The sequence below is a fragment of the Streptomyces sp. NPDC051907 genome (genome assembly GCF_040681075.1).
In the GTDB taxonomy this organism is placed as follows: domain Bacteria; phylum Actinomycetota; class Actinomycetes; order Streptomycetales; family Streptomycetaceae; genus Streptomyces.
Map to the genome: position 1 here is coordinate 1 of NZ_JBFAYB010000027.1, position 18,580 is coordinate 18,580.

At 70.6% G+C, this 18,580-nt stretch carries 18 protein-coding genes and 1 other RNA gene; 16 read left to right on the top strand and 3 right to left on the bottom strand.

What is annotated here, in order from left to right:
* The coding region (locus AB0M39_RS16810; protein WP_365364993.1) for an LPXTG cell wall anchor domain-containing protein at nucleotides 1–151 on the top strand (151 nt) is incomplete at its 5' end.
* Nucleotides 152–361: 210 nt separating this feature from the next.
* On the opposite strand, the gene AB0M39_RS16815 is transcribed toward AB0M39_RS16810, so the two are convergent.
* The gene (locus AB0M39_RS16815) at nucleotides 362–556 is read right to left on the bottom strand and encodes a hypothetical protein (protein WP_365364851.1); all 195 of its coding nucleotides are present in this window, start codon (nucleotides 554–556) and stop codon (nucleotides 362–364) included.
* 259 nt (nucleotides 557–815) lie between these two features.
* Here AB0M39_RS16815 and ftsE point away from each other — a divergent pair, with 259 nt between their 5' ends.
* From ftsE to ssrA, 5 genes are all read left to right on the top strand, one after another.
* Nucleotides 816–1,505, top strand: coding sequence for a cell division ATP-binding protein FtsE (gene ftsE / locus AB0M39_RS16820; RefSeq protein ID WP_365364853.1), 690 nt, complete (start codon nucleotides 816–818; stop codon nucleotides 1,503–1,505).
* A gap of 32 nt (nucleotides 1,506–1,537) precedes the next feature.
* Nucleotides 1,538–2,455: a permease-like cell division protein FtsX gene (gene ftsX, locus AB0M39_RS16825; RefSeq protein ID WP_365364855.1), complete on the top strand. Its 918-nt coding sequence runs from the start codon at nucleotides 1,538–1,540 to the stop codon at nucleotides 2,453–2,455.
* Between the two features lie 68 nt (nucleotides 2,456–2,523).
* Nucleotides 2,524–3,681 (top strand): S41 family peptidase, encoded by a 1,158-nt coding sequence (locus AB0M39_RS16830; RefSeq protein WP_365364857.1) that lies wholly within the window; start codon nucleotides 2,524–2,526, stop codon nucleotides 3,679–3,681.
* Between the two features lie 18 nt (nucleotides 3,682–3,699).
* Entirely contained in the window at nucleotides 3,700–4,200 is a 501-nt protein-coding gene (smpB, locus tag AB0M39_RS16835) for an SsrA-binding protein SmpB (RefSeq protein WP_365364859.1), read from the top strand.
* A gap of 99 nt (nucleotides 4,201–4,299) precedes the next feature.
* Nucleotides 4,300–4,695: a transfer-messenger RNA gene (gene ssrA, locus AB0M39_RS16840) on the top strand.
* A gap of 27 nt (nucleotides 4,696–4,722) precedes the next feature.
* Here ssrA and AB0M39_RS16845 read toward each other — a convergent pair.
* Entirely contained in the window at nucleotides 4,723–6,021 is a 1,299-nt protein-coding gene (locus AB0M39_RS16845; RefSeq protein WP_365364861.1) for an MFS transporter, read from the bottom strand.
* Between the two features lie 116 nt (nucleotides 6,022–6,137).
* Here AB0M39_RS16845 and AB0M39_RS16850 point away from each other — a divergent pair, with 116 nt between their 5' ends.
* The 6 genes from AB0M39_RS16850 (at nucleotide 6,138) to AB0M39_RS16875 (ending at nucleotide 14,043) form a co-directional block, all read left to right on the top strand.
* A complete protein-coding gene (locus AB0M39_RS16850) occupies nucleotides 6,138–7,103 on the top strand; it encodes a LysR family transcriptional regulator (protein ID WP_365364863.1) in 966 nt (321 codons plus the stop codon).
* 149 nt (nucleotides 7,104–7,252) lie between these two features.
* On the top strand, nucleotides 7,253–7,924 hold the full coding sequence (locus tag AB0M39_RS16855) for a hypothetical protein (protein ID WP_365364865.1): 672 nt from the start codon (nucleotides 7,253–7,255) through the stop codon (nucleotides 7,922–7,924).
* Between the two features lie 90 nt (nucleotides 7,925–8,014).
* A complete protein-coding gene (locus AB0M39_RS16860) occupies nucleotides 8,015–10,138 on the top strand; it encodes a glycosyltransferase (RefSeq protein ID WP_365364995.1) in 2,124 nt (707 codons plus the stop codon).
* On the top strand, nucleotides 10,135–11,358 hold the full coding sequence (locus tag AB0M39_RS16865; RefSeq protein WP_365364867.1) for an acyltransferase: 1,224 nt from the start codon (nucleotides 10,135–10,137) through the stop codon (nucleotides 11,356–11,358). The genes AB0M39_RS16860 and AB0M39_RS16865 overlap by 4 nt, the downstream gene beginning before the upstream one ends.
* 123 nt (nucleotides 11,359–11,481) lie before the next feature.
* A complete protein-coding gene (locus AB0M39_RS16870) occupies nucleotides 11,482–12,822 on the top strand; it encodes a nitrate/nitrite transporter (RefSeq protein ID WP_365364869.1) in 1,341 nt (446 codons plus the stop codon).
* Between the two features lie 81 nt (nucleotides 12,823–12,903).
* Complete coding sequence (locus tag AB0M39_RS16875; RefSeq protein WP_365364871.1) at nucleotides 12,904–14,043, top strand: uroporphyrinogen-III synthase; 1,140 nt, start codon at nucleotides 12,904–12,906, stop codon at nucleotides 14,041–14,043.
* On the opposite strand, the gene AB0M39_RS16880 is transcribed toward AB0M39_RS16875, so the two are convergent.
* Complete coding sequence (locus tag AB0M39_RS16880; protein ID WP_365364873.1) at nucleotides 13,992–14,525, bottom strand: anthrone oxygenase family protein; 534 nt, start codon at nucleotides 14,523–14,525, stop codon at nucleotides 13,992–13,994. The genes AB0M39_RS16875 and AB0M39_RS16880 overlap by 52 nt on opposite strands.
* Nucleotides 14,526–14,723: 198 nt before the next feature.
* Between AB0M39_RS16880 and AB0M39_RS16885 the strand changes: the two genes are divergently transcribed.
* The 4 genes from AB0M39_RS16885 (at nucleotide 14,724) to AB0M39_RS16900 (ending at nucleotide 18,385) form a co-directional block, all read left to right on the top strand.
* Complete coding sequence (locus AB0M39_RS16885; protein ID WP_365364876.1) at nucleotides 14,724–15,995, top strand: serine hydrolase domain-containing protein; 1,272 nt, start codon at nucleotides 14,724–14,726, stop codon at nucleotides 15,993–15,995.
* 184 nt (nucleotides 15,996–16,179) lie between these two features.
* Complete coding sequence (locus tag AB0M39_RS16890) at nucleotides 16,180–16,785, top strand: ABATE domain-containing protein (protein WP_365364878.1); 606 nt, start codon at nucleotides 16,180–16,182, stop codon at nucleotides 16,783–16,785.
* A 170-nt stretch (nucleotides 16,786–16,955) separates the two neighbouring features.
* On the top strand, nucleotides 16,956–17,543 hold the full coding sequence (locus tag AB0M39_RS16895) for a sigma-70 family RNA polymerase sigma factor (protein ID WP_365364880.1): 588 nt from the start codon (nucleotides 16,956–16,958) through the stop codon (nucleotides 17,541–17,543).
* Nucleotides 17,540–18,385, top strand: coding sequence for a zf-HC2 domain-containing protein (locus tag AB0M39_RS16900; protein WP_365364882.1), 846 nt, complete (start codon nucleotides 17,540–17,542; stop codon nucleotides 18,383–18,385). The genes AB0M39_RS16895 and AB0M39_RS16900 overlap by 4 nt, the downstream gene beginning before the upstream one ends.
* The last annotated feature ends 195 nt before the right edge of the window (nucleotides 18,386–18,580 follow it).

Here is an 18,580-nt window from a genome sequence, read left to right on the forward strand (position 1 = left end):
GGTCGAGCAGGGCAAGGCCAAGGAGGAGCTGGCGGAGACCGGCGCCGCCGAGACCACCTTCCTGCTCATCGGCGCCGCGACGATGATCGCCGGCGGCATCGGCTTCCGTATGCTGCCGCGCCTGGTCGGCGGCGGCCGCACCGTCGCCTAAGGCGACAGGAGCGACAGGGGCGCAAGCCCCACGCGCAAGCCACACAGCGCGTGAACGCGTAAAAGGAGGGGCCCGGGGTGCTTCACAGCACCTCGGGCCCTCTTCTGTCTCCGTCTACATGCGTCCGGGCACGTCGAATCACATGCGTTCTACGCCGTAGAGCAGTGAATTCCGGCCTGATCCGCCCTTGCGCGATCCGCCTGACGGGCGCTACGCGGGCTGGTACGCCGCCAGCAGCGCCACCGCCGCTATCAGCAGCACCAGCAGGGTCAGCAGCGCGACCGGGCTCATCCCGGCCAGGGGGCCCTCTTGCTGGAGCCGCTCGCGGTTGGCGCGGCAGACAGGGCAGCGGCCCTCGTTCACAGGCGCAGCGCAGTTGGCGCACACCAGTCGGTCATAGGTCATGCGCTCTCCTCCTCCCGCGCGTCGGAGCCGCAGACGCGGACCGTATGCACAGTTCTCTCCCGACAACGTTCCGGGAAACGCCACTGTTCCCCTACCACTGTGCCAGCTCGCACGCGTTTCGGCGCGCCCCACCGGATTACCCCCCTGCCACGGCTGGACAAATTGCGCAAGCCAGGCGCAGAACCGACGCCGACTGCGCGCTCCAGTCGGGTTCGCGTAAGGTCACGCTCACCTACTCCCGGCCGACCGTGGTGCACCCGTGATCCGATTCGACAACGTCTCCAAGAGCTATCCCAAGCAGAACCGCCCTGCCCTGCGCGACGTCTCCCTCGAGATCGAGAAGGGGGAGTTCGTCTTCCTCGTGGGCTCCTCCGGTTCCGGCAAGTCGACCTTCCTGCGGCTGCTCCTGCGCGAGGAGCGCGCCAGCCACGGCATGGTCCATGTGCTCGGCAAGGACCTGGCGCGGCTGTCCAACTGGAAGGTGCCGCACATGCGCCGCCAGCTCGGGACGGTCTTCCAGGACTTCCGGCTCCTGCCGAACAAGACCGTCGCCGAGAACGTCGCCTTCGCCCAGGAGGTCATCGGCAAGCCGCGCGGCGAGATCCGCAAGGCGGTGCCCCAGGTCCTGGACCTGGTCGGCCTCGGCGGCAAGGAGGACCGGATGCCCGGCGAGCTCTCCGGCGGCGAGCAGCAGCGCGTCGCCATCGCGCGGGCCTTCGTCAACCGCCCCATGCTGCTGATCGCGGACGAGCCGACCGGCAACCTCGACCCGCAGACCTCCGTCGGCATCATGAAGCTGCTGGACCGCATCAACCGGACCGGCACCACCGTGGTGATGGCGACCCACGACCAGAACATCGTCGACCAGATGCGCAAGCGCGTCATCGAGCTCGAGAAGGGCCGTCTCGTACGCGACCAGGCACGCGGCGTCTACGGCTACCAGCACTGAGCCCGTACAGACTGAAAGGCTGAAAGCACGCCATGCGCGCCCAGTTCGTCCTGTCGGAGATCGGCGTCGGTCTCCGCCGCAATCTCACGATGACGTTCGCCGTCATCGTCTCCGTAGCCCTTTCGCTCGCCCTCTTCGGTGGAGCGCTGCTCATGCGCGAGCAGGTCAGCACGATGAAGGACTTCTGGTACGACAAGGTCAACGTCTCGATCTTCCTCTGCAACAAGAACGACGCGGCGACCTCGCCGAAGTGCGCCAAGGGCGCCGTCACCGCTGAGCAGAAGCAGCAGATCGAAGGCGATCTCAAGAAGATGGACGTGGTCGACACCGTCCACCACGAGAGCGCCGAAGAGGCGTACAAGCACTATCTGGAGCAGTACGGCGACACCCCCATCGCCTCCACCATCACCCCGGACCAGATGCAGGAGTCCTTCCGGGTCAAGCTGGACGATCCGGAGAAGTACAAGGTCGTCGCGACCGCCTTCGCCGGCCGGGACGGGGTGCAGTCCGTCCAGGACCAGCGCAACATCCTGCAGAACCTCTTCGACCTGATGAACGGCATGAACGTCGCCGCGCTCTTCGTGATGGCGCTGATGCTGGTGATCGCGTTGATGCTGATCGTCAACACGGTGCGCGTCTCGGCGTTCAGCCGCAGGCGTGAGACCGGCATCATGCGGCTGGTGGGAGCGTCCAGCTTCTACATCCAGATGCCGTTCATCATGGAGGCCGCCTTCGCGGGCCTGCTCGGCGGCGTGGTCGCCTCCGGAATGCTGCTGCTCGGCAGATACTTCATGATCGACCACGGTCTGGCGCTCTCCGAGAAGATGCAGCTGGTCAACTTCATCGGCTGGGACGCCGTGCTCACCAAGCTGCCGCTGGTGATGGCGATCGGCCTGCTGATGCCCGCCATGGCCGCTTTCATCGCATTGCGCAAGTACCTCAAGGTGTGACAAGCACCCCCTGGCGTCGTGCGGCCAACGGCCGTACGGCGCCCTTCGCTTGTCCTAGAGTGGTCGCCATGTCGGGCCTGGAGTTCAGACCCAAGCCCCGCCGCATCCGCCGCGGGGCGGCCCTGACATTGGTGTTCGTCAGCGTTCTCGCCACCGCCGCGGCCACCAACGCGCTGCCGCGCGAGGAGGCCGAGGAGCCCCGCCCCCGCACCGCCCAAGCCGCCGCGACGACCGTCGACCGCGAGGCCGTGGCCCGTGCCGCCGCCGAGGCGATGGCCGACGGGAAGTCCGGCGCCAAGGCGGCCGAGGAGGTCGTCAGCCGCAGCGGGGACCGCTGGGGCGCGGTGTACGACAAGAGCGAGTACGAGGAGTTCGAGCAGGCCCTCGACGGCGAGTACACCGGCGTCGGCCTGTGGGCCAGACGCACCGGCGACCAGCGGGTCGAGGTGGCCCGCGTCCAGCCCGGCGGGCCCGCCGACAAGGCGGGGATCCGCAAGGGCGACCGGCTCCGCAGGATCGACGGCAAGGACCTCGACGCGCGGCCCGTCACCGAGGTCGTGGCGCTGCTCCGGGGCGGCGACCGCACGAAGGTGGTCCTGGACCTCGAGCGCGAGGGCCGCGCCTGGACCGAGACCCTGCGCCGGGCCCGGCTGAGCACGGAGGCGGTGACCGTGCAGCGTCTGGAGGGCGGCGCGGTCATGATCAAGGTCGCCTCCTTCACCAAGGGCTCGGGCGTGCAGGTGCGGGACGCCGTGCGGGACGCCCCGGCCGGTGCGGGCGTGCTGCTCGATCTGCGCGGGAACCCCGGCGGCCTGGTCGCCGAGGCCGTGACCGCCGCCTCCGCGTTCCTGGACGGCGGACTGGTCGCCACCTACGACGTACGGGGAGAGCAGCGCGCCCTCTACGCCGACCAGGGCGGGGACACCCACCGGCCCGTGGTCGCCCTCGTCGACGCGGGCACCATGAGCGCCGCCGAGCTGGTCACCGGGGCGCTCAAGGACCGCGGCCGGGCGATCACCGTCGGCTCGCGCACCTTCGGCAAGGGCTCGGTGCAGATGCCCAGCCGCCTCCCGGACGGGTCGGTCGCCGAGCTGACCGTGGGCCACTACCGCACGCCGGCCGGTCACAGCGTCGACGGCCGGGGCATCGCACCGGACCTCGCGGCCGGCGAGGGGGCCGAGGAACGGGCCCAGACGGTATTAAGTGGCCTCGGGGGCGGGGCGTAGTGCGAAAATGGCCGCACTATGGCTAAGGAAACAGGGCGCAAGCTGATCGCGCAGCACAAGAAGGCGCGGCACGACTACTCCATCCTCGACACCTACGAGTGCGGTCTCGTGCTGACGGGCACCGAGGTGAAGTCGCTGCGTCAGGGGCGGGCCTCGCTGGTGGACGGCTTCGTCCAGATCGACGGCAACGAGGCGTGGCTGCACAACGTGCACATCCCCGAGTACTCCCAGGGCACGTGGACCAACCACAGCGCGCGGCGCAAGCGGAAGCTGCTCATGCACCGCGAGGAGATCGACAAGCTCCAGTCGAAGACGCAGGAGTCGGGGCACACGATCGTGCCGCTGGCGCTGTACTTCAAGGACGGCCGGGCGAAGGTCGAGATCGCGCTGGCGAAGGGCAAGAAGGAGTACGACAAGCGGCAGACGCTGCGGGAGAAGCAGGACCGGCGCGAGACGGACCGCGCGATCTCGGCGGTCAAGCGCCGGGAGCGGGCCTCGGGCCCGTCGACGCGGGCCTGACGGGCCGTGGCGGCGGAATAGGCTGGCACCGTCGTGCGTTGGTCACGTACGATGGCATCTGCCCCTCCACAGCGGGGGGCGTGCTTGATAAATCAACATGGGGATGATCGGTTTCGACAGCGGATGTCGAGGCAGGGGAAGCGTGTCGAGGAAGCGGCAATGATCTCGTAAACCATATGTCGCAAAAAATAATCGCCAATTCCAAGCGCGATAACTCCGAAGCCTTCGCCCTCGCTGCCTAATTAGGCAGTAAGAGCGAACCTTCACTCATGGAGCGTCAGCCCGGGGCTGTTCCCGACCCGGTTCCTGGCGTCAACTAGGGAACTAAACCTCTAGACCCGGTCACGGGGTCCGGAGGGAAACCAAACAGTGACTGAGCCCGTCGGAGACTTGTCTGCGTGATCTTCGGGGCTGAGAAAATCGCAGCGGACTGCACACGGAGAAGCCCTGTTTCCGCACCGTTGGACGCGGGTTCGATTCCCGCCATCTCCACTTCATCCCATGTGAGACAAGGCCCGGCTGTCACGACAGCCGGGCCTTCGTCGTGCCCGCCGTCAGGCCGGCCAGGAGGAGCGCGAGGGCGGCGGCGCAGACCGGCGCGGCGTAGCCGGCGACCGCGCCGACGTGCTCGACGAGCCAGCCGCCGGTCGCGGAGCCCGCGGCGACGCCGCCGAGCAGCGCGGTGACCGCGAGGCTCATGCCCTCGTTCAGGCTCTCCGGCGGAGTGATCCGCTGGATCAGGGTCATGCCGGTGACCATCGTCGGCGCCGTCGCCATGCCCGCGAGCAGCAGGGTGCCCGCGACGGCCGCCAGCGATCCGGTCCCGGCGGCCAGGAGGGGAAGCGACCACAGGGCGGTCATCGCGGCGAGGCAGCCGACCAGACCGGCGGAGCGGCTGACCCGTCCGTAGACCAGTCCCGCGGCGCACGAGCCCGCCGCCTGGAGCGCGAGCACCGCGCCGCCGGCCGGGCCGTCCGCGAACGCGATGGTGACGACCTCCATGGAGCCGAAGACCGCCCCGGTCGCCAGGAGGACGGCGAGCATCGCGGGCATGCCCGGGGCGCGCAGCGGGGAGCCGGCCGAGGTGCGGGGCGCTATGGGCGGCTCGGTGGAGCGCTGGGCCGCGAATATCAGCACGCCGGTCAGCAGCAGCGCCACGCCGGCCAGGGTGCCCGCCTCCGGGAACAGCGTCGAGCACAGCAGCGCCGCGAGCACCGGGCCCAGCATGAAGCACAGCTCGTCGGTGGCCTGCTCGAAGGAGTTGGCGGTGTGCAGGGTCGCGGGGTCGCCCCGGTGCAGATGGGCCCAGCGGGCGCGGGACATGCCGCCGGTGTTGGGGGTGGTGGCGGTGGCCGCGTACGCCGCGAACAGCGCCCAGTCGGGGGCGTCCAGGCGTACGCACAGCAGCAGCGCGATCGATCCCAGCGCGGCGAGCGCGGTGGCGGGCACGGCGACCTTCGCCTGTCCGTGCCGGTCCACGAGCCGCGCGATCCACGGCGCGACGAGCGCGGTGGCGGCGAGGCCGGTCGCGGTGACGGCGCCGGCGAGGGCGTACGAGCCGCGCGAACCGGCGATCATGATGACGGCGCTGACGCTGAACATGCCCATGGGGAGGCGGGCGAGGAGGCGGCCGGCGGTGAAGGCGACCGTGCCCGGGGTGGTGAAGAGACGGACGTAGGGGTTCCGCCCGCGGACCCGGGAGGTCTCGAGGGTCTCGGGACCGGGCTCCAGGGTCTCGGGACGGGACTCCAGGAGAGGCGCGGCGGGCTCCAGGGTCTTGGGACCCGGCTCCAGGACAGGGGCGGAGGCGGGGCAGGACATGGATCCGCCCCCTGAACGGGCTGGCTTCGGCATGGCCCCACCCTCGCCGCCGCCCTCCCACGGCGTCCAACACCTGCCCCGCGCCCATTGACACACCCCCGTTGTAAGTTCCCCTCATGCCCCAGGACCTCGACCCCCGACTGCTCCGCGCCTTCCTGGCCGTCGCCGACGAGCTGCACTTCACCAGGGCCGCCGCCCGGCTCTACGTCGCGCAGCAGGCGCTGAGCCGCGACGTCCGCCGGCTGGAGCGGGAGCTGGGGGCCGAGCTGTTCGTACGGACCACCCGGCAGGTGACCCTCACCGGCGACGGCCAGCGGCTGGTCCCGTACGCGCGGGCGGTGCTGGCCGCGCAGGACGAGCTCCTCGCCGCCGTCCGCGGCGCCGCGCGGCCCCTGCTCGTCGACCTCAACACCGAGGGGCTGACCTCCCGGCGGATCCTGGAGCGGGCGCGCGAACTCGCGCCGGAGTGCGAGCTGATGGCCCGCTTCGAGACCGGTCTGACCGGCGCCGCCGCCGAGATCGCCGCCGGACGGCTCGACGTCTCCTTCGGTCGCTTCGCCGGGCTCGAGCCGGCCCTGCGCGCCTCGCTCTCCCATCAGCTGGTGCGGTACGAGCCGCTGGGCGTGCTGATGCCCTTGGGCCACCCCCTCGCCGACCGCGCGGACATCACGCTGAACGAACTGGCCGGCGAGACCGTATATGCCGGGGACGGCAATCCGAAGACGCTGGAGTGGACGGAGCTGGCGCGAGCGCTCTTCTGCGGACGGGGAGTGGCCCTCGCGCCGCCCTCGCCCGTGGCGCTGGGCATGGAGGAGTTTCGGCGGGTCATGGCCAAGACGCGTAACCCCGTGCTGGCGGTGGTCGACTTCCCCGCCATGCCCGATACCGTGCTGCTTCCGATCGTCGACCCGGTGCCGCTGTCGCCGCTGTCGATGGTCTGGCGCAAGGGGCTCCGGCACCCCGGAGTCGACGCGCTGCGCAGGGCCGCCGCCGAGCTTGCCGAGGAGAAGCGGTGGCTGAAAAGAGACCCCGCTGGATGGTTGTCGGAACGTGATATGTCCCTGATGTGTGACAACCAGTGACACGAGGCCTCAAATGTCAGCCGCGTGCGCTACATTCTGCACCTGAGTGCTAGTGGTACAGGGCGTCAGGGCAGGGTGGGGATCCGGCTCCGGCGCGATCCGGTCAGCCGTACGCGCACTCGAATCTTCAGCCTGGGGGGCGTACAGCTGTGAGCAATCGGCAAGAGGACACCCGTGTAGGGGCCACCCACGAGCCGCATGAGGTGACCGTCGAACTGGACGGTCTTGGCCTGAAACTGGCGGAGCTGCACACCGGCCCGACCGACGGCCGCAGTCCCGCCGAGCCCTCCGACGGGCCCGTGTTCGTCGACGAGAGCGGCCGGCGGAGCAAGAAGTTCCGCCGCATCGGCTGGCTGCTGGTCGTCGCCTGCGCCTGCTACGCCGCGACGCTCGTCGTCGCCCTGATCGGCGGCAACTCCAGCGCGCCCTGGCAGCCCGGCTTCGGAGGCTCGAAGGAGGAGAAGACCGAGCGCGTCGAGATACAGCCCGCGCCCACCGACGACCCTCCCTCCTCGGTCGGCACCCCGGGCGGCGACGCGCCGCAGGCACCCTCCCCCGAGCAGTCCGTCGGGGCCGTGCTGCCCCAGCCCTCGGACGGCCCCTCCGCCGTCCCCGGAGCGTCCGCGGGCCCCGGCGCCACCGGCTCCGCGTCGCCCAAGCCCTCGGGCGGCGCCGTGACCAAGCCCAAGCCGACCCCGCCGACGCCCTCCCCGGGCGGGGGCGGAAGCGATCCCGGCCCCGGCCCGGCTGAGCCGAGCCCCTCCGTCTCCCCTCCGTCCGATCCTGGGCCGTCAGACCTGCCGACCGAGCCCGCAGCGTAAGAGAGCGCCCGCACGATGACACTCCCTGGCCGATCGGCCCGCCGCCGCAAGCAGCCGGGACCCCGGCGCGGCGTCCTGCGCCGCCTGCCCATGCGCTATCTGCTGCCCGTCTTCTTCCTCGTCGCGCTGCTCGCGATGCTGATGCTGCGCGGCTATGTCCACAGCGAGATACTCGCCGACCACCGCGTCCGCCCGCCCGCGGCCACCGACCAGGTCCCCAAGAAGGTCCTCGGCGGCGGGCCGGTCGTCGACGTGCGCGAGGAGGGCGAGCCCAAGGCGCTGCGCGTCCCCGACAAGAAGCTCGTGCTGACCTTCGACGACGGACCCGACCCCGTCTGGACGCCCAAGGTCCTCGACAAGCTGAAGCAGCACGACGCGCACGCCGTCTTCTTCGTCACCGGGACCATGGCCTCGCGCCACCCCGAGCTGGTGGAGCGGATGGTGCGCGAGGGGCACGAGATCGGTCTGCACACCTTCAACCACCCCGACCTCTCCCTGCAGAGCGACTCCCGCATAGACCGCGAGCTCTCGCAGAACCAGATGGCGCTCGCGGGCGCGGCCGGCATCCGCACCTCGCTGTTCCGGCCGCCCTACTCCTCCTTCTCGGACGCTCTGGACAACAAGTCCTGGCCGGTCACCCAGTACGTCGCCGACCGCGGCTACATCACGGTGTTCAACGACACCGACTCCGAGGACTGGAAGCGCCCCGGCGCCGACGCGATCATCAAGCGGGCCACGCCCAAGGGCGTCAAGGGCGCGATCGTCCTGATGCACGACTCCGGCGGCGACCGCTCCCAGACCGTGGCCGCCCTCGACCGCTTCCTGCCCCAGATGAAGGCCAAGGGCTACAGCTTCGACCACCTCACCGGCGCCCTGGGCGCGCCCAGCGCGCACACCGAGGTCACCGGCGCCGAGCTGTGGAAGGGCAAGGCCTGGGTCGCCGCCGTCGCCGTCTCGGAGAACACCACCAGCGTCCTGGTCGCCGGCCTCGCCGTGATCGGCGTGCTGGTCTTCCTCCGCTTCGGGCTGATGCTGCTGCTGTCCTTCGCGCACGCCCGCAAGGTGCGCAAGGCGGGCTTCCGCTGGGGCCGGCCGGTCACCGAGCCGGTGTCGGTGCTGGTCCCCGCGTACAACGAGCGCGAGTGCATCGCCAACACGGTGAACTCCCTGATGACCAGCGACCACCCCATCGAGATCATCGTCATCGACGACGGCTCCACGGACGGCACCGCCGACATCGTGGAGGCGATGCGCCTGCCGAACGTCCGCGTCGTGCGCCAGCCCAACTCCGGCAAGCCCGCCGCCCTCAACAACGGCATCCGGCACGCCCGCTACGACATCGTCGTGATGATGGACGGCGACACCGTCTTCGAGCCGGCCACCGTGGGCGAGCTGGTCCAGCCCTTCGGCGACATGCGCGTCGGCGCCGTCGCGGGCAACGCCAAGGTCGGCAACCGCGACAGCCTGATCGGCGCCTGGCAGCACATCGAGTACGTCATGGGCTTCAACCTCGACCGCCGGATGTACGAGGTGCTGGGCTGCATGCCCACCATCCCGGGCGCGGTCGGCGCGTTCCGCCGCCAGGCCCTGGAGCGGGTCGGCGGCATGAGCGAGGACACCCTCGCCGAGGACACCGACATCACCATGGCCATGCACCGCGACGGCTGGCGGGTCGTCTACGCCGAGAAGGCCCGCGCCTGGACCGAGGCCCCGGAGACGGTGCAGCAGTTGTGGTCGCAGCGCTACCGCTGGTCGTACGGCACGATGCAGGCGATATGGAAGCACCGCCGCGCCCTGATCGAGCGCGGGTCCTCCGGCCGCTTCGGCCGCGTCGGCCTGCCGCTGGTCTCCCTGTTCATGGTGCTCTTCCCGCTGCTGGCCCCGCTGATCGACGTCTTCCTGCTGTACGGGCTGGTCTTCGGCCCCACCCAGAAGACGATCATGGCCTGGCTGGGCGTGCTGGCGATCCAGGCGCTCTGCGCCGCGTACGCCTTCCGGCTCGACCGCGAGCGCATGGTCCATCTGATCTCCCTGCCGCTTCAGCAGATCCTCTACCGGCAGCTGATGTACGTCGTGCTGCTCCAGTCCTGGATCACCGCGCTGACCGGCGGCCGACTGCGCTGGCAGAAGCTGCGGCGCACCGGAGTGGTGGAGGCGCCCGGCGCCATCCCGCCCCAGCGCCGCTCCAGCGACGAGCGCAGGCCCGTCGGATGAGCCATGCCGCCTCCCCGGCGCCCGCGTCCGACGCGCCGGACGCTCCCGCCGCGCCCGCGCGGTCCCACCGGGCGCCGTCGCGGGCCCGGAAGGCGTCCGGCGCCTCGGCGCCCGGCCGCGACCGCTATCTCGACCTGCTGCGCTCCCTCGCGCTGGTCCGCGTCGTCGTCTACCACATCTTCGGATGGGCCTGGCTGACGATCCTCTTCCCGTCCATGGGCGTGATGTTCGCGCTGGCGGGCTCGCTGATGGCGCGCTCGCTGTCGCGGCCCGCGCTCGGCGTGATCCGCGGCCGTATCCGCAGGCTGCTGCCGCCGCTGTGGGCGTTCGCGGCCTTCCTCGTGCCGGCGATGTTCCTGGACGGCTGGAAGCCCGACGCGGAGGCGGGGCTGTGGTGGTGGGCGGACCTGCTCAACTACCTCCTCCCGATCGGCGCCCCGCCCTTCCCCTGGTCCCTCGGCGACCAGGCCGGACTGGTGGAGCAGAGCTGGGCCGCGCAGGCCGGGATGCCGCTGTGGTACCTGCGCACCTACCTCTGGTTCGTGGTCGCCTCCCCGCTGCTGCTGTGGGCCTTCCGCAAGGCGCCCTGGGCGACCCTGCTGGCCCCGCTCGCCCTGACCGCCGTCGTGGGCACGAACCTGGTGAAGATCCCCGGCGAGGTCGGCAGCGCCCTCGTGGACTTCGCGACGTTCGGGGCCTGCTGGGTCCTCGGCTTCGCCCATCAGTCGGGCCTGCTGAAGGAGATCCCGCGCCATCTCGTGGTGTCCTGCTCCGCCCTGGTGATGGCCTTCGGCCTGTGGTGGGCCTCGGGCCACCTCGGCCCGGACGGCTGGGACCTCAACGACATCCCCCTCGCCCAGGCCACCTGGTCCTTCGGCTTCGTGGCGATCCTCCTGCTGTACTCGCCGTCCTGGCAGCAGCTGCCGGGCCGGCTCGCCCGGTTCGACCGACACATCACGCTGTCCAACAACCGCGCGGTGACGATCTACCTCTGGCACAACACGCTGATCATGACGACGATCCCGCTGATCGACCTGCTCTGGCACGTCCCCTTCGTGGAGGCACACCTGGGCGGCGCTCTGGAGTCGACGTACACACTGTGGATGCTGGTGCTGATCTGGCCGCTGATCGGGCTGGCGATCGTCGGGGTCGGCTGGATCGAGGACCTGGCCGCCCAGCGGAGGCCGCGTCTATGGCCGAACGGAAGCCGGAAGAGGTGAGCGGCTCACAGCGGTCCTGACGACCGGGTGAGAGCGAAGTTCCGCTCCGGTCACCTTGCGGCACTCGGCTGAAACGCGCCCTCTCTAGCGTCGCTGTCAGGACCCGACACCTGTGGAGGCGTGATGGCTGGCCGGTGGATTGAGCAGTGGGAGCCCGAGGACACGACGTTCTGGGAGACCCAGGGCGAGAAGATCGCACGGCGTAATCTCGTCTTCTCCGTCCTCTCCGAGCACATCGGCTTCTCGGTCTGGAGCCTGTGGTCCGTCCTGGTCCTGTTCATGGGACCGGAGTACGGAATCGACCCGGCCGGCAAGTTCTTCCTGGTGGCCATAGCGACGCTGGTGGGGGCCTTCGTCCGGGTCCCCTACACCTTCGCGGTCGCCCGCTTCGGCGGACGCAACTGGACGGTCTTCGCGGCGGCCATGCTCTTCCTGCCCGCCGTCGCCGCGTTCGCGGTGATGGAGCCCGGCACCTCATACACCACGTTCATGCTCGTCGCGATGCTCACGGGCGTGGGCGGCGGAAACTTCGCCTCCTCCATGACCAACATCAACGCCTTCTTCCCGCTCCGCAAGAAGGGCTGGGCGCTCGGCCTGAACGCGGGCGGCGGCAACATCGGCGTGCCCGTGCTCCAGCTGGTTGGCCTCGCCGTCATCGGCGCGGCCGGCGGACCGCGCGCGCTGCTCGGCATCTACATCCCGCTCATTCTGGTCTCCGCCGTCTGCGCCGCGCTCTTCATGGATAACCTCGCCCCCGTCAAGAACGACACCGGCGCGGCCAAGGAGGCCGCCCGCGATCCGCACACCTGGATCATGGCGTTCCTCTACATCGGCACCTTCGGGTCGTTCATCGGCTACAGCTTCGCCTTCGGCCTGGTCCTGCAGACGCAGTTCGGCCGCACCCCGCTGCAGGCCGCGTCCATCACCTTCATCGGCCCGCTGCTCGGCTCGCTCATCCGGCCGCTCGGCGGCTGGCTCGCCGACCGCTACGGCGGCGCCCGCATCACCCTGTGGAACTTCCTCGCCATGGGCGCGGCCACCGGCGTCGTCGTCCTCGCCTCCGTGAACGAGTCGCTGGCGCTGTTCACCACCGCGTTCATCGTCCTGTTCGTGCTCAGCGGGCTCGGCAACGGCTCCACGTACAAGATGATCCCCGGCATCTTCCAGGCCAAGGCGCTCGCCCGCGGCATGACCGGCGAGACGGCGGCGGCGTACGGACGGCGGCTGTCCGGCGCGTCCATGGGCCTGATCGGCGCGGTCGGCGCGATCGGCGGGCTCGGCATCAACCTCGCCTTCCGCCAGTCCTTCATGACGGCGGGCACCGGCACCGGGGCCTTCGTCTCCTTCCTCGTCTTCTACGCGGTCGCCTTCACCGTGACCTGGGCGGTATACCTTCGCCGTCCCGCCCCCTCAGCGGCGCCCGTCGCGGAGGCGAAGCCGCAGCTCAGCTACGCAGAGGTGTAACACGGGGGAAATCCCGGCGAACCGAGCCCGTCACGCCCTGTTGGCAGGCTCGGTCGTCATATCGCACACCTGGGGACGACTATGCAAGACCACCAGCACGGACCTCTCGCCGGATTCACGGTCGGCGTCACGGCCGCCAGGCGCGCAGACGAGCTCATCGCGCTGCTGAGGCGCCGCGGCGCGGCCGTCCTCCACGCGCCCGCTCTGCGTATCGTCCCGCTCGCCGACGACACCGAGCTGCTGGCGGCCACCAAGGAGCTCATCGACCACGTCCCCGACGTGGTCGTCGCCACCACCGCGATCGGCTTCCGCGGCTGGGTGGAGGCGGCCGACGGCTGGGGCCACGGCGAGGAGCTGCTGTCCCGGCTGCGCGGCGTGGAGCTGCTGGCGCGCGGCCCGAAGGTCAAGGGCGCGATCCGCGCCGCCGGGCTGACCGAGGAGTGGTCCCCGGCCTCCGAGTCCATGGCCGAGGTCCTCGACCGGCTGCTCGCCGAAGGCGTCGACGGCCGGCGGATCGCGCTCCAGCTGCACGGCGAGCCGCTCCCCGGGTTCGTCGAGACGCTCGAGGCCGGCGGCGCGGACGTCGTCGTGGTGCCCGTCTACCGGTGGATGCCCCCCGAGGACCTCGCCCCGCTGGACCGGCTCGTCGACGCCGCCGTCGCCCGCGCGGTGGACGCGATCACCTTCACCAGCGCCCCGGCCGCGGCCTCCCTGCTCTCCCGGGCCGAGGAGCGCGGACTGCTGACCGAGCTGATCGCGGCCATGGGCCACGACGTGCTCCCCGCCTGCGTGGGGCCGGTCACCGCGCTGCCGCTCCAGGCCCGCGGGCTGTCCACCGTGCAGCCGGAGCGCTTCCGGCTCGGCCCGCTCGTCCAGCTCCTCGGCCAGGAGCTGCCGGCCAGGGCCCGCACGCTCATGGTCGGCGGCCGCCGCGTCGAGATCCGCGGCCACGCCGTCCTGGTCGACGACGAGCTGCGGCCCGTGCCGCCCGCCGGCATGGCGCTCCTGCGCGCCCTGGCCCGGCGGCCCGGCTGGGTCGTCTCCCGCGCCGACCTGCTGCGCACGCTGCCCGGCGCGGGCCGCGACGAGCACGCCGTCGAGACGGCCATGGCCCGGCTCCGTACCGCCCTGGGCGCGCCCAAGCTGATCCAGACCGTCGTCAAGAGGGGCTACCGGCTGGCGCTGGACTCGGCCGCCGACACGAAGTACGCCGACGCCTGACGGGCCGTGGCCCCGGCCTGCCACAGGCACACCACGGCCGCCGTCGACAGCACGCCCCGCACGATGTTCCAGGCCACCCACGGGTCCTCGAACGTCTCGCGCACCGCGGCCGGATCGGCTATCCGCGCCGGGTCGCCCGCCGCCGCCAGCTCGTCGTTCAGCGGCACGCTCACGCCCGCGGTCACCAGGAACACCACGGCGTACAGCGCCAGCGCGGCGAACACCCACCAGCGGGCGCGGCCGGCGCGCTGCTGCCAGGCGGCGAGCGCGGTGAGCAGCAGGGCCCCGAAGAAACTCGCGAAGAAGACCGGGTTCTCGATCACGTCGTTGATGTTCTGCATGACCTCGATGAAGGTCCGGTCGTCGCTGCGCGCCAGCGCGGGCATCACCGAGCAGGCGTAGGCGTACCAGACTCCGGCGATCAGCCCCATGGCCAGCGTCGCCGCTCCCAGGACCGCGCGTGTTCCCTTGTTCTGTGTCATGTGCCCAGTCAAACGGCCGCCGTTGGGGATCACCATGGCCGAGCGTCGCAAGGGCATGTCCAGGAGTCCACGGACGCTTCGCGCACCAACGGGTGAACTTCCCCCGTATCCATGCAACCTGACGATCCGCCGGTGCGTATATGCGGTGTCGTACGTCGTGATCACGGCGCGGCTCGCAGCGAAACGGAGAAGAACCAGATGGTCTCAGGCATGGTGGGCGCCGGCACGGCGCTCAGCGCAGTACTGCTGTCCCTGCTGGCAGTTCCCGCCCAGGCGGTCCCCGCCCACGGCCCGGCCCCGGCCAAGGCCCGCGCCGTCGAGGGCGCGCCCACCGCGGCGCGCGCGGCGGCGCAGGCGACGAAGCCCGCGCCCGACGTCGCGGGCCTGCGCCAGGTCCTGCGCACCGCGCTCGCCGAGGGCGCCCCCGGAGCGATGGCGCGCATCGACGACGACGGCAGGGTCTACAAGGTGGCCGAGGGCGTCGCCGACCGGGCGACCGGACGCGCCATCAGCACCGACGACCGCTTCCGGGCCGGCAGCGTCACCAAGAGCTTCTCCTCCGTGGTGCTGCTCCAGCTGGTCGGCGAGGGGAGGATCGCCCTGGACGCCTCGGTCAACTCCTATCTGCCGGGGCTGCTGCCCGACGACAAGATCACCGTGCGTCATCTGCTGAGCCACCGCAGCGGTCTGTCCGACTACACCGACGAGATGTTCGACAAGACGGTCCCCGGCTTCGAGGCCGTGCGCAACAAGGTGTTCACGCTCCAGGAGCTGGTGGACCTCTCGCTCAAGAAGCCTCTGCGGAACGAGCCCGGCGCCGCCTACGCGTACTCCAACACCAACTTCGTCGTCGTGGGACAGCTCATCGAGAAGGCCACCGGACGCTCGGTGGCGGCCGAGTACCGCGACCGGATCATCAAGCCGCTGAAGCTGAACGACACCCACTACGTCCACCCCGACGCCGCGATCCCCGGCCGTCACACCAAGGGCTACCTCACGCCCGACGAGGCCGGCGCGCCCCTCGTCGACTCCACCCGGCAGACCGCCTCCTGGGCGCAGAGCGCCGGAGCGATGATCTCCAGCCCGCGGGATCTGGACACTTTCTTCTCCGCGCTCTTCCGCGGCCGGCTGCTCCCCGCGGACCTGCTGACACAGCTCCAGCAGTGGACCCCGGTCAACAGCACCCAGGGGTACGGGCTGGGCGTGCGCCGCCGCGACCTGTCCTGCGGCACGTCCGTCTACGGCCACACGGGCACCGTCCAGGGCTACTACACGTACGCCTTCACCACGAAGGACGGGAAGCGCTCGATCACCGCGGTCGCCAACACCTCCAACAACGGGGACGTCCTGAACGCCATGGCCGGCGCCCTCGAGTCCGCCTTCTGCGGCAAGACGCCCAAGCCCGCCGCCCGCAGCGCGGCGCCCGCCGAGGTGCACGAGGACATCGCCCCGGGCATCGCGCGCGACTGACGCACGAGCGGAGCGGCTCACGGCCGACGCACGCGCGACTGACTGACGGCCGACGCGGGAGCGGCCGACGACCGACATTCGACGGTGCGGCCGGATGCGCCAGGAAGAAGGGGTTCCGGCCGCACCGCCGGAGGGGCACTCTGGTGGGGACATCCGACTCAGACCCCGAGGCGGTGACAGGCGCATGGCGGCAGGCGCGACGGGATCGCCCTTGTACGCGTGGCGGTTCGACTCCGGGCGCATCTGTCTGGACCTGGTGGCGACCTCGGAGCCCGCCCCCGGCGGCCCCGGGACGCTGGAGGGCTCCGGACAGCTCGCGCGGTGGCTGGTGGGCGCGGGGCTGCTGCCCCCGGGAACGCCCCTGGCCGACGTCGACGGCCGGTGGGCGGGGAGATTCGCCGAACTGCGCGAGTGCGTGACCGCATTGGTACGCGCCGAGCTGGACGGCCGCCGCGCCGAGGCCGCCCTCGAGCGCGTCAACGCCTTCGCCGCGGGCGCGCCCCCGGGCATCAGAGCCGTACGGAGCGCGGACGGCCGACTCGTACGGGCGCTGAGCTCGGCCCCCGAGTGCTCGGCGCTGCTCGCCGCCGTCGCCCGGGACGCCGTCGAGCTGCTGACGGACCCGGCGGCACGGGCCCGGCTGAGGCAGTGCGAGGGCGACAACTGCCACCGGGTCTACCTGGACACCTCGCGCGGCCGCAGGCGGCGCTGGTGCTCCAGCGAGGTGTGCGGCAACCGTGAGCGGGTCGCCCGGCACCGCCGCAGGGCGGCCGCGGTCTCCAGAGCCTGAGACCAGAGCCTGAGACCAGGGCCTGAAACCACCGCGAACCGGACGTTGCGCCCCTCCCCTCAAAGATCTTGAAACTTTTTCTCCCGGCATTGAGTGTTCCGCTTTCTGCCCCCGTAGTGATGAGGGAGAAGCAGTCAGCCGAAATCAGGGTCTCGACCGGGAGGTTCTAGGTGCGCAAGGATGCCGCCGTGGCCGATGACCGTCCGCAACGGGCCCGCCATCGCAGCGAGAAGCCACGTCACGACTCCTCCGTGCCTGACGAGGAGCTGATGCGTGCGCTGTATCGCGAACACGCGGGGCCGTTGCTCGCCTATGTACTCCGCCTCGTCGCCGGTGATCGTCAGCGCGCCGAGGACGTTGTGCAGGAGACGCTCATCCGTGCCTGGAAGAACGCTGGTCAGCTCAACCGGGCTACCGGCTCTGTCCGACCCTGGCTGGTGACGGTTGCACGCCGCATCGTCATCGACGGTCACCGCAGCCGGCAGGCCCGGCCGCAGGAGGTCGACCCGTCGCCGCTGGAGGTCATGCCTGCGGAGGACGAGATCGACAAGGCGTTGTGGCTGATGACGCTCTCAGATGCACTCGATGATTTGACGCCCGCTCACAGGGAAGTTCTTGTCGAGACGTATTTCAAGGGACGTACGGTCAATGAGGCGGCCGAAACGCTCGGCATACCCAGCGGGACCGTGCGGTCCCGTGTGTTCTACGCACTCCGTTCCATGAAGCTCGCTCTGGAGGAGAGGGGGGTCACGGCATGACCATGTACGAGCAGGAATCTGTGCACGACGCCGTCGGCGCGTATGTGCTCGGCATCCTGGACGACGCAGACGCCTCTGCCTTCGAGATGCATCTCGCGGGCTGCGACTTCTGTGCCGCCCACCTCGAGGAGTTCTCCGGAATGGAGCCGATGCTGGCGATGCTGGCTGAGGCGCCCGCTCCGGCACGGCCGTCGAACGTGCTCAACATGCCGCAGATGCCGGGGATGTCAGGAATGCCGGGCATCTCGGGCTACCCGCCCCCGCGGTCCGTCCCCGTGGTGCCCACCGCTCCCAGCCCGAAGCTCCTGGGCGGACTGCTGGACGAGGTCGCCGCCAAGCGCGCGGCCAAGCGCAGGCGCGGGATGTACATGATCGCCGCAGCCGCGGCCCTGATCATCGGCGGCCCGACCATCGCGGTCGTCGTCACGGCCGAGGACACCAGCAAGGCCGAGGCCGTCGCCGACCCGCACCCCACCAGCCCCGCGGAGAACGCCTTCCTCCACGACATGGAGGAGAAGCTCCAGGCCACCGACCCCACGACCAAGATCAGCGCGACGGTCGGCATGGAGAAGAAGGCGTACGGCACCCACACCGTTCTGGAGCTGAAGAACGTCAAAGGTCCCCAGAAGTGCAACCTGGTAGCCGTCTCCAAAGCCGGCGAGGAGGAGATCGTCACCTCCTGGGGCGTCCCGAAGTGGGGATACGGCATACCGGACAGCCCGAACGAGATCGCCAGGAAGCCGCTGTACATCCACGGCGGAGCGGCCATGGACCGCAATGACATCGATCACTTCGAGGTCCGCACCTTCGACGGCAAGAAGCTGGTGCAGATCGGCGCCTGAGACCGGTGACGGACTCCGAGGCCCACGGGCACGGCGACCGTCGCCGGTGACGCATGTCCGCGACAGGGCCCTGAGGGCTCTGCGCACGACCTGACATGGGCGCGCTCCCAGGGACGACCTGGTGACGACCCGATATCGACTGGCGAATCGACGCCTGACAGATTCGCCCCCTTCGCGTACGGTTGACGGCTGCCC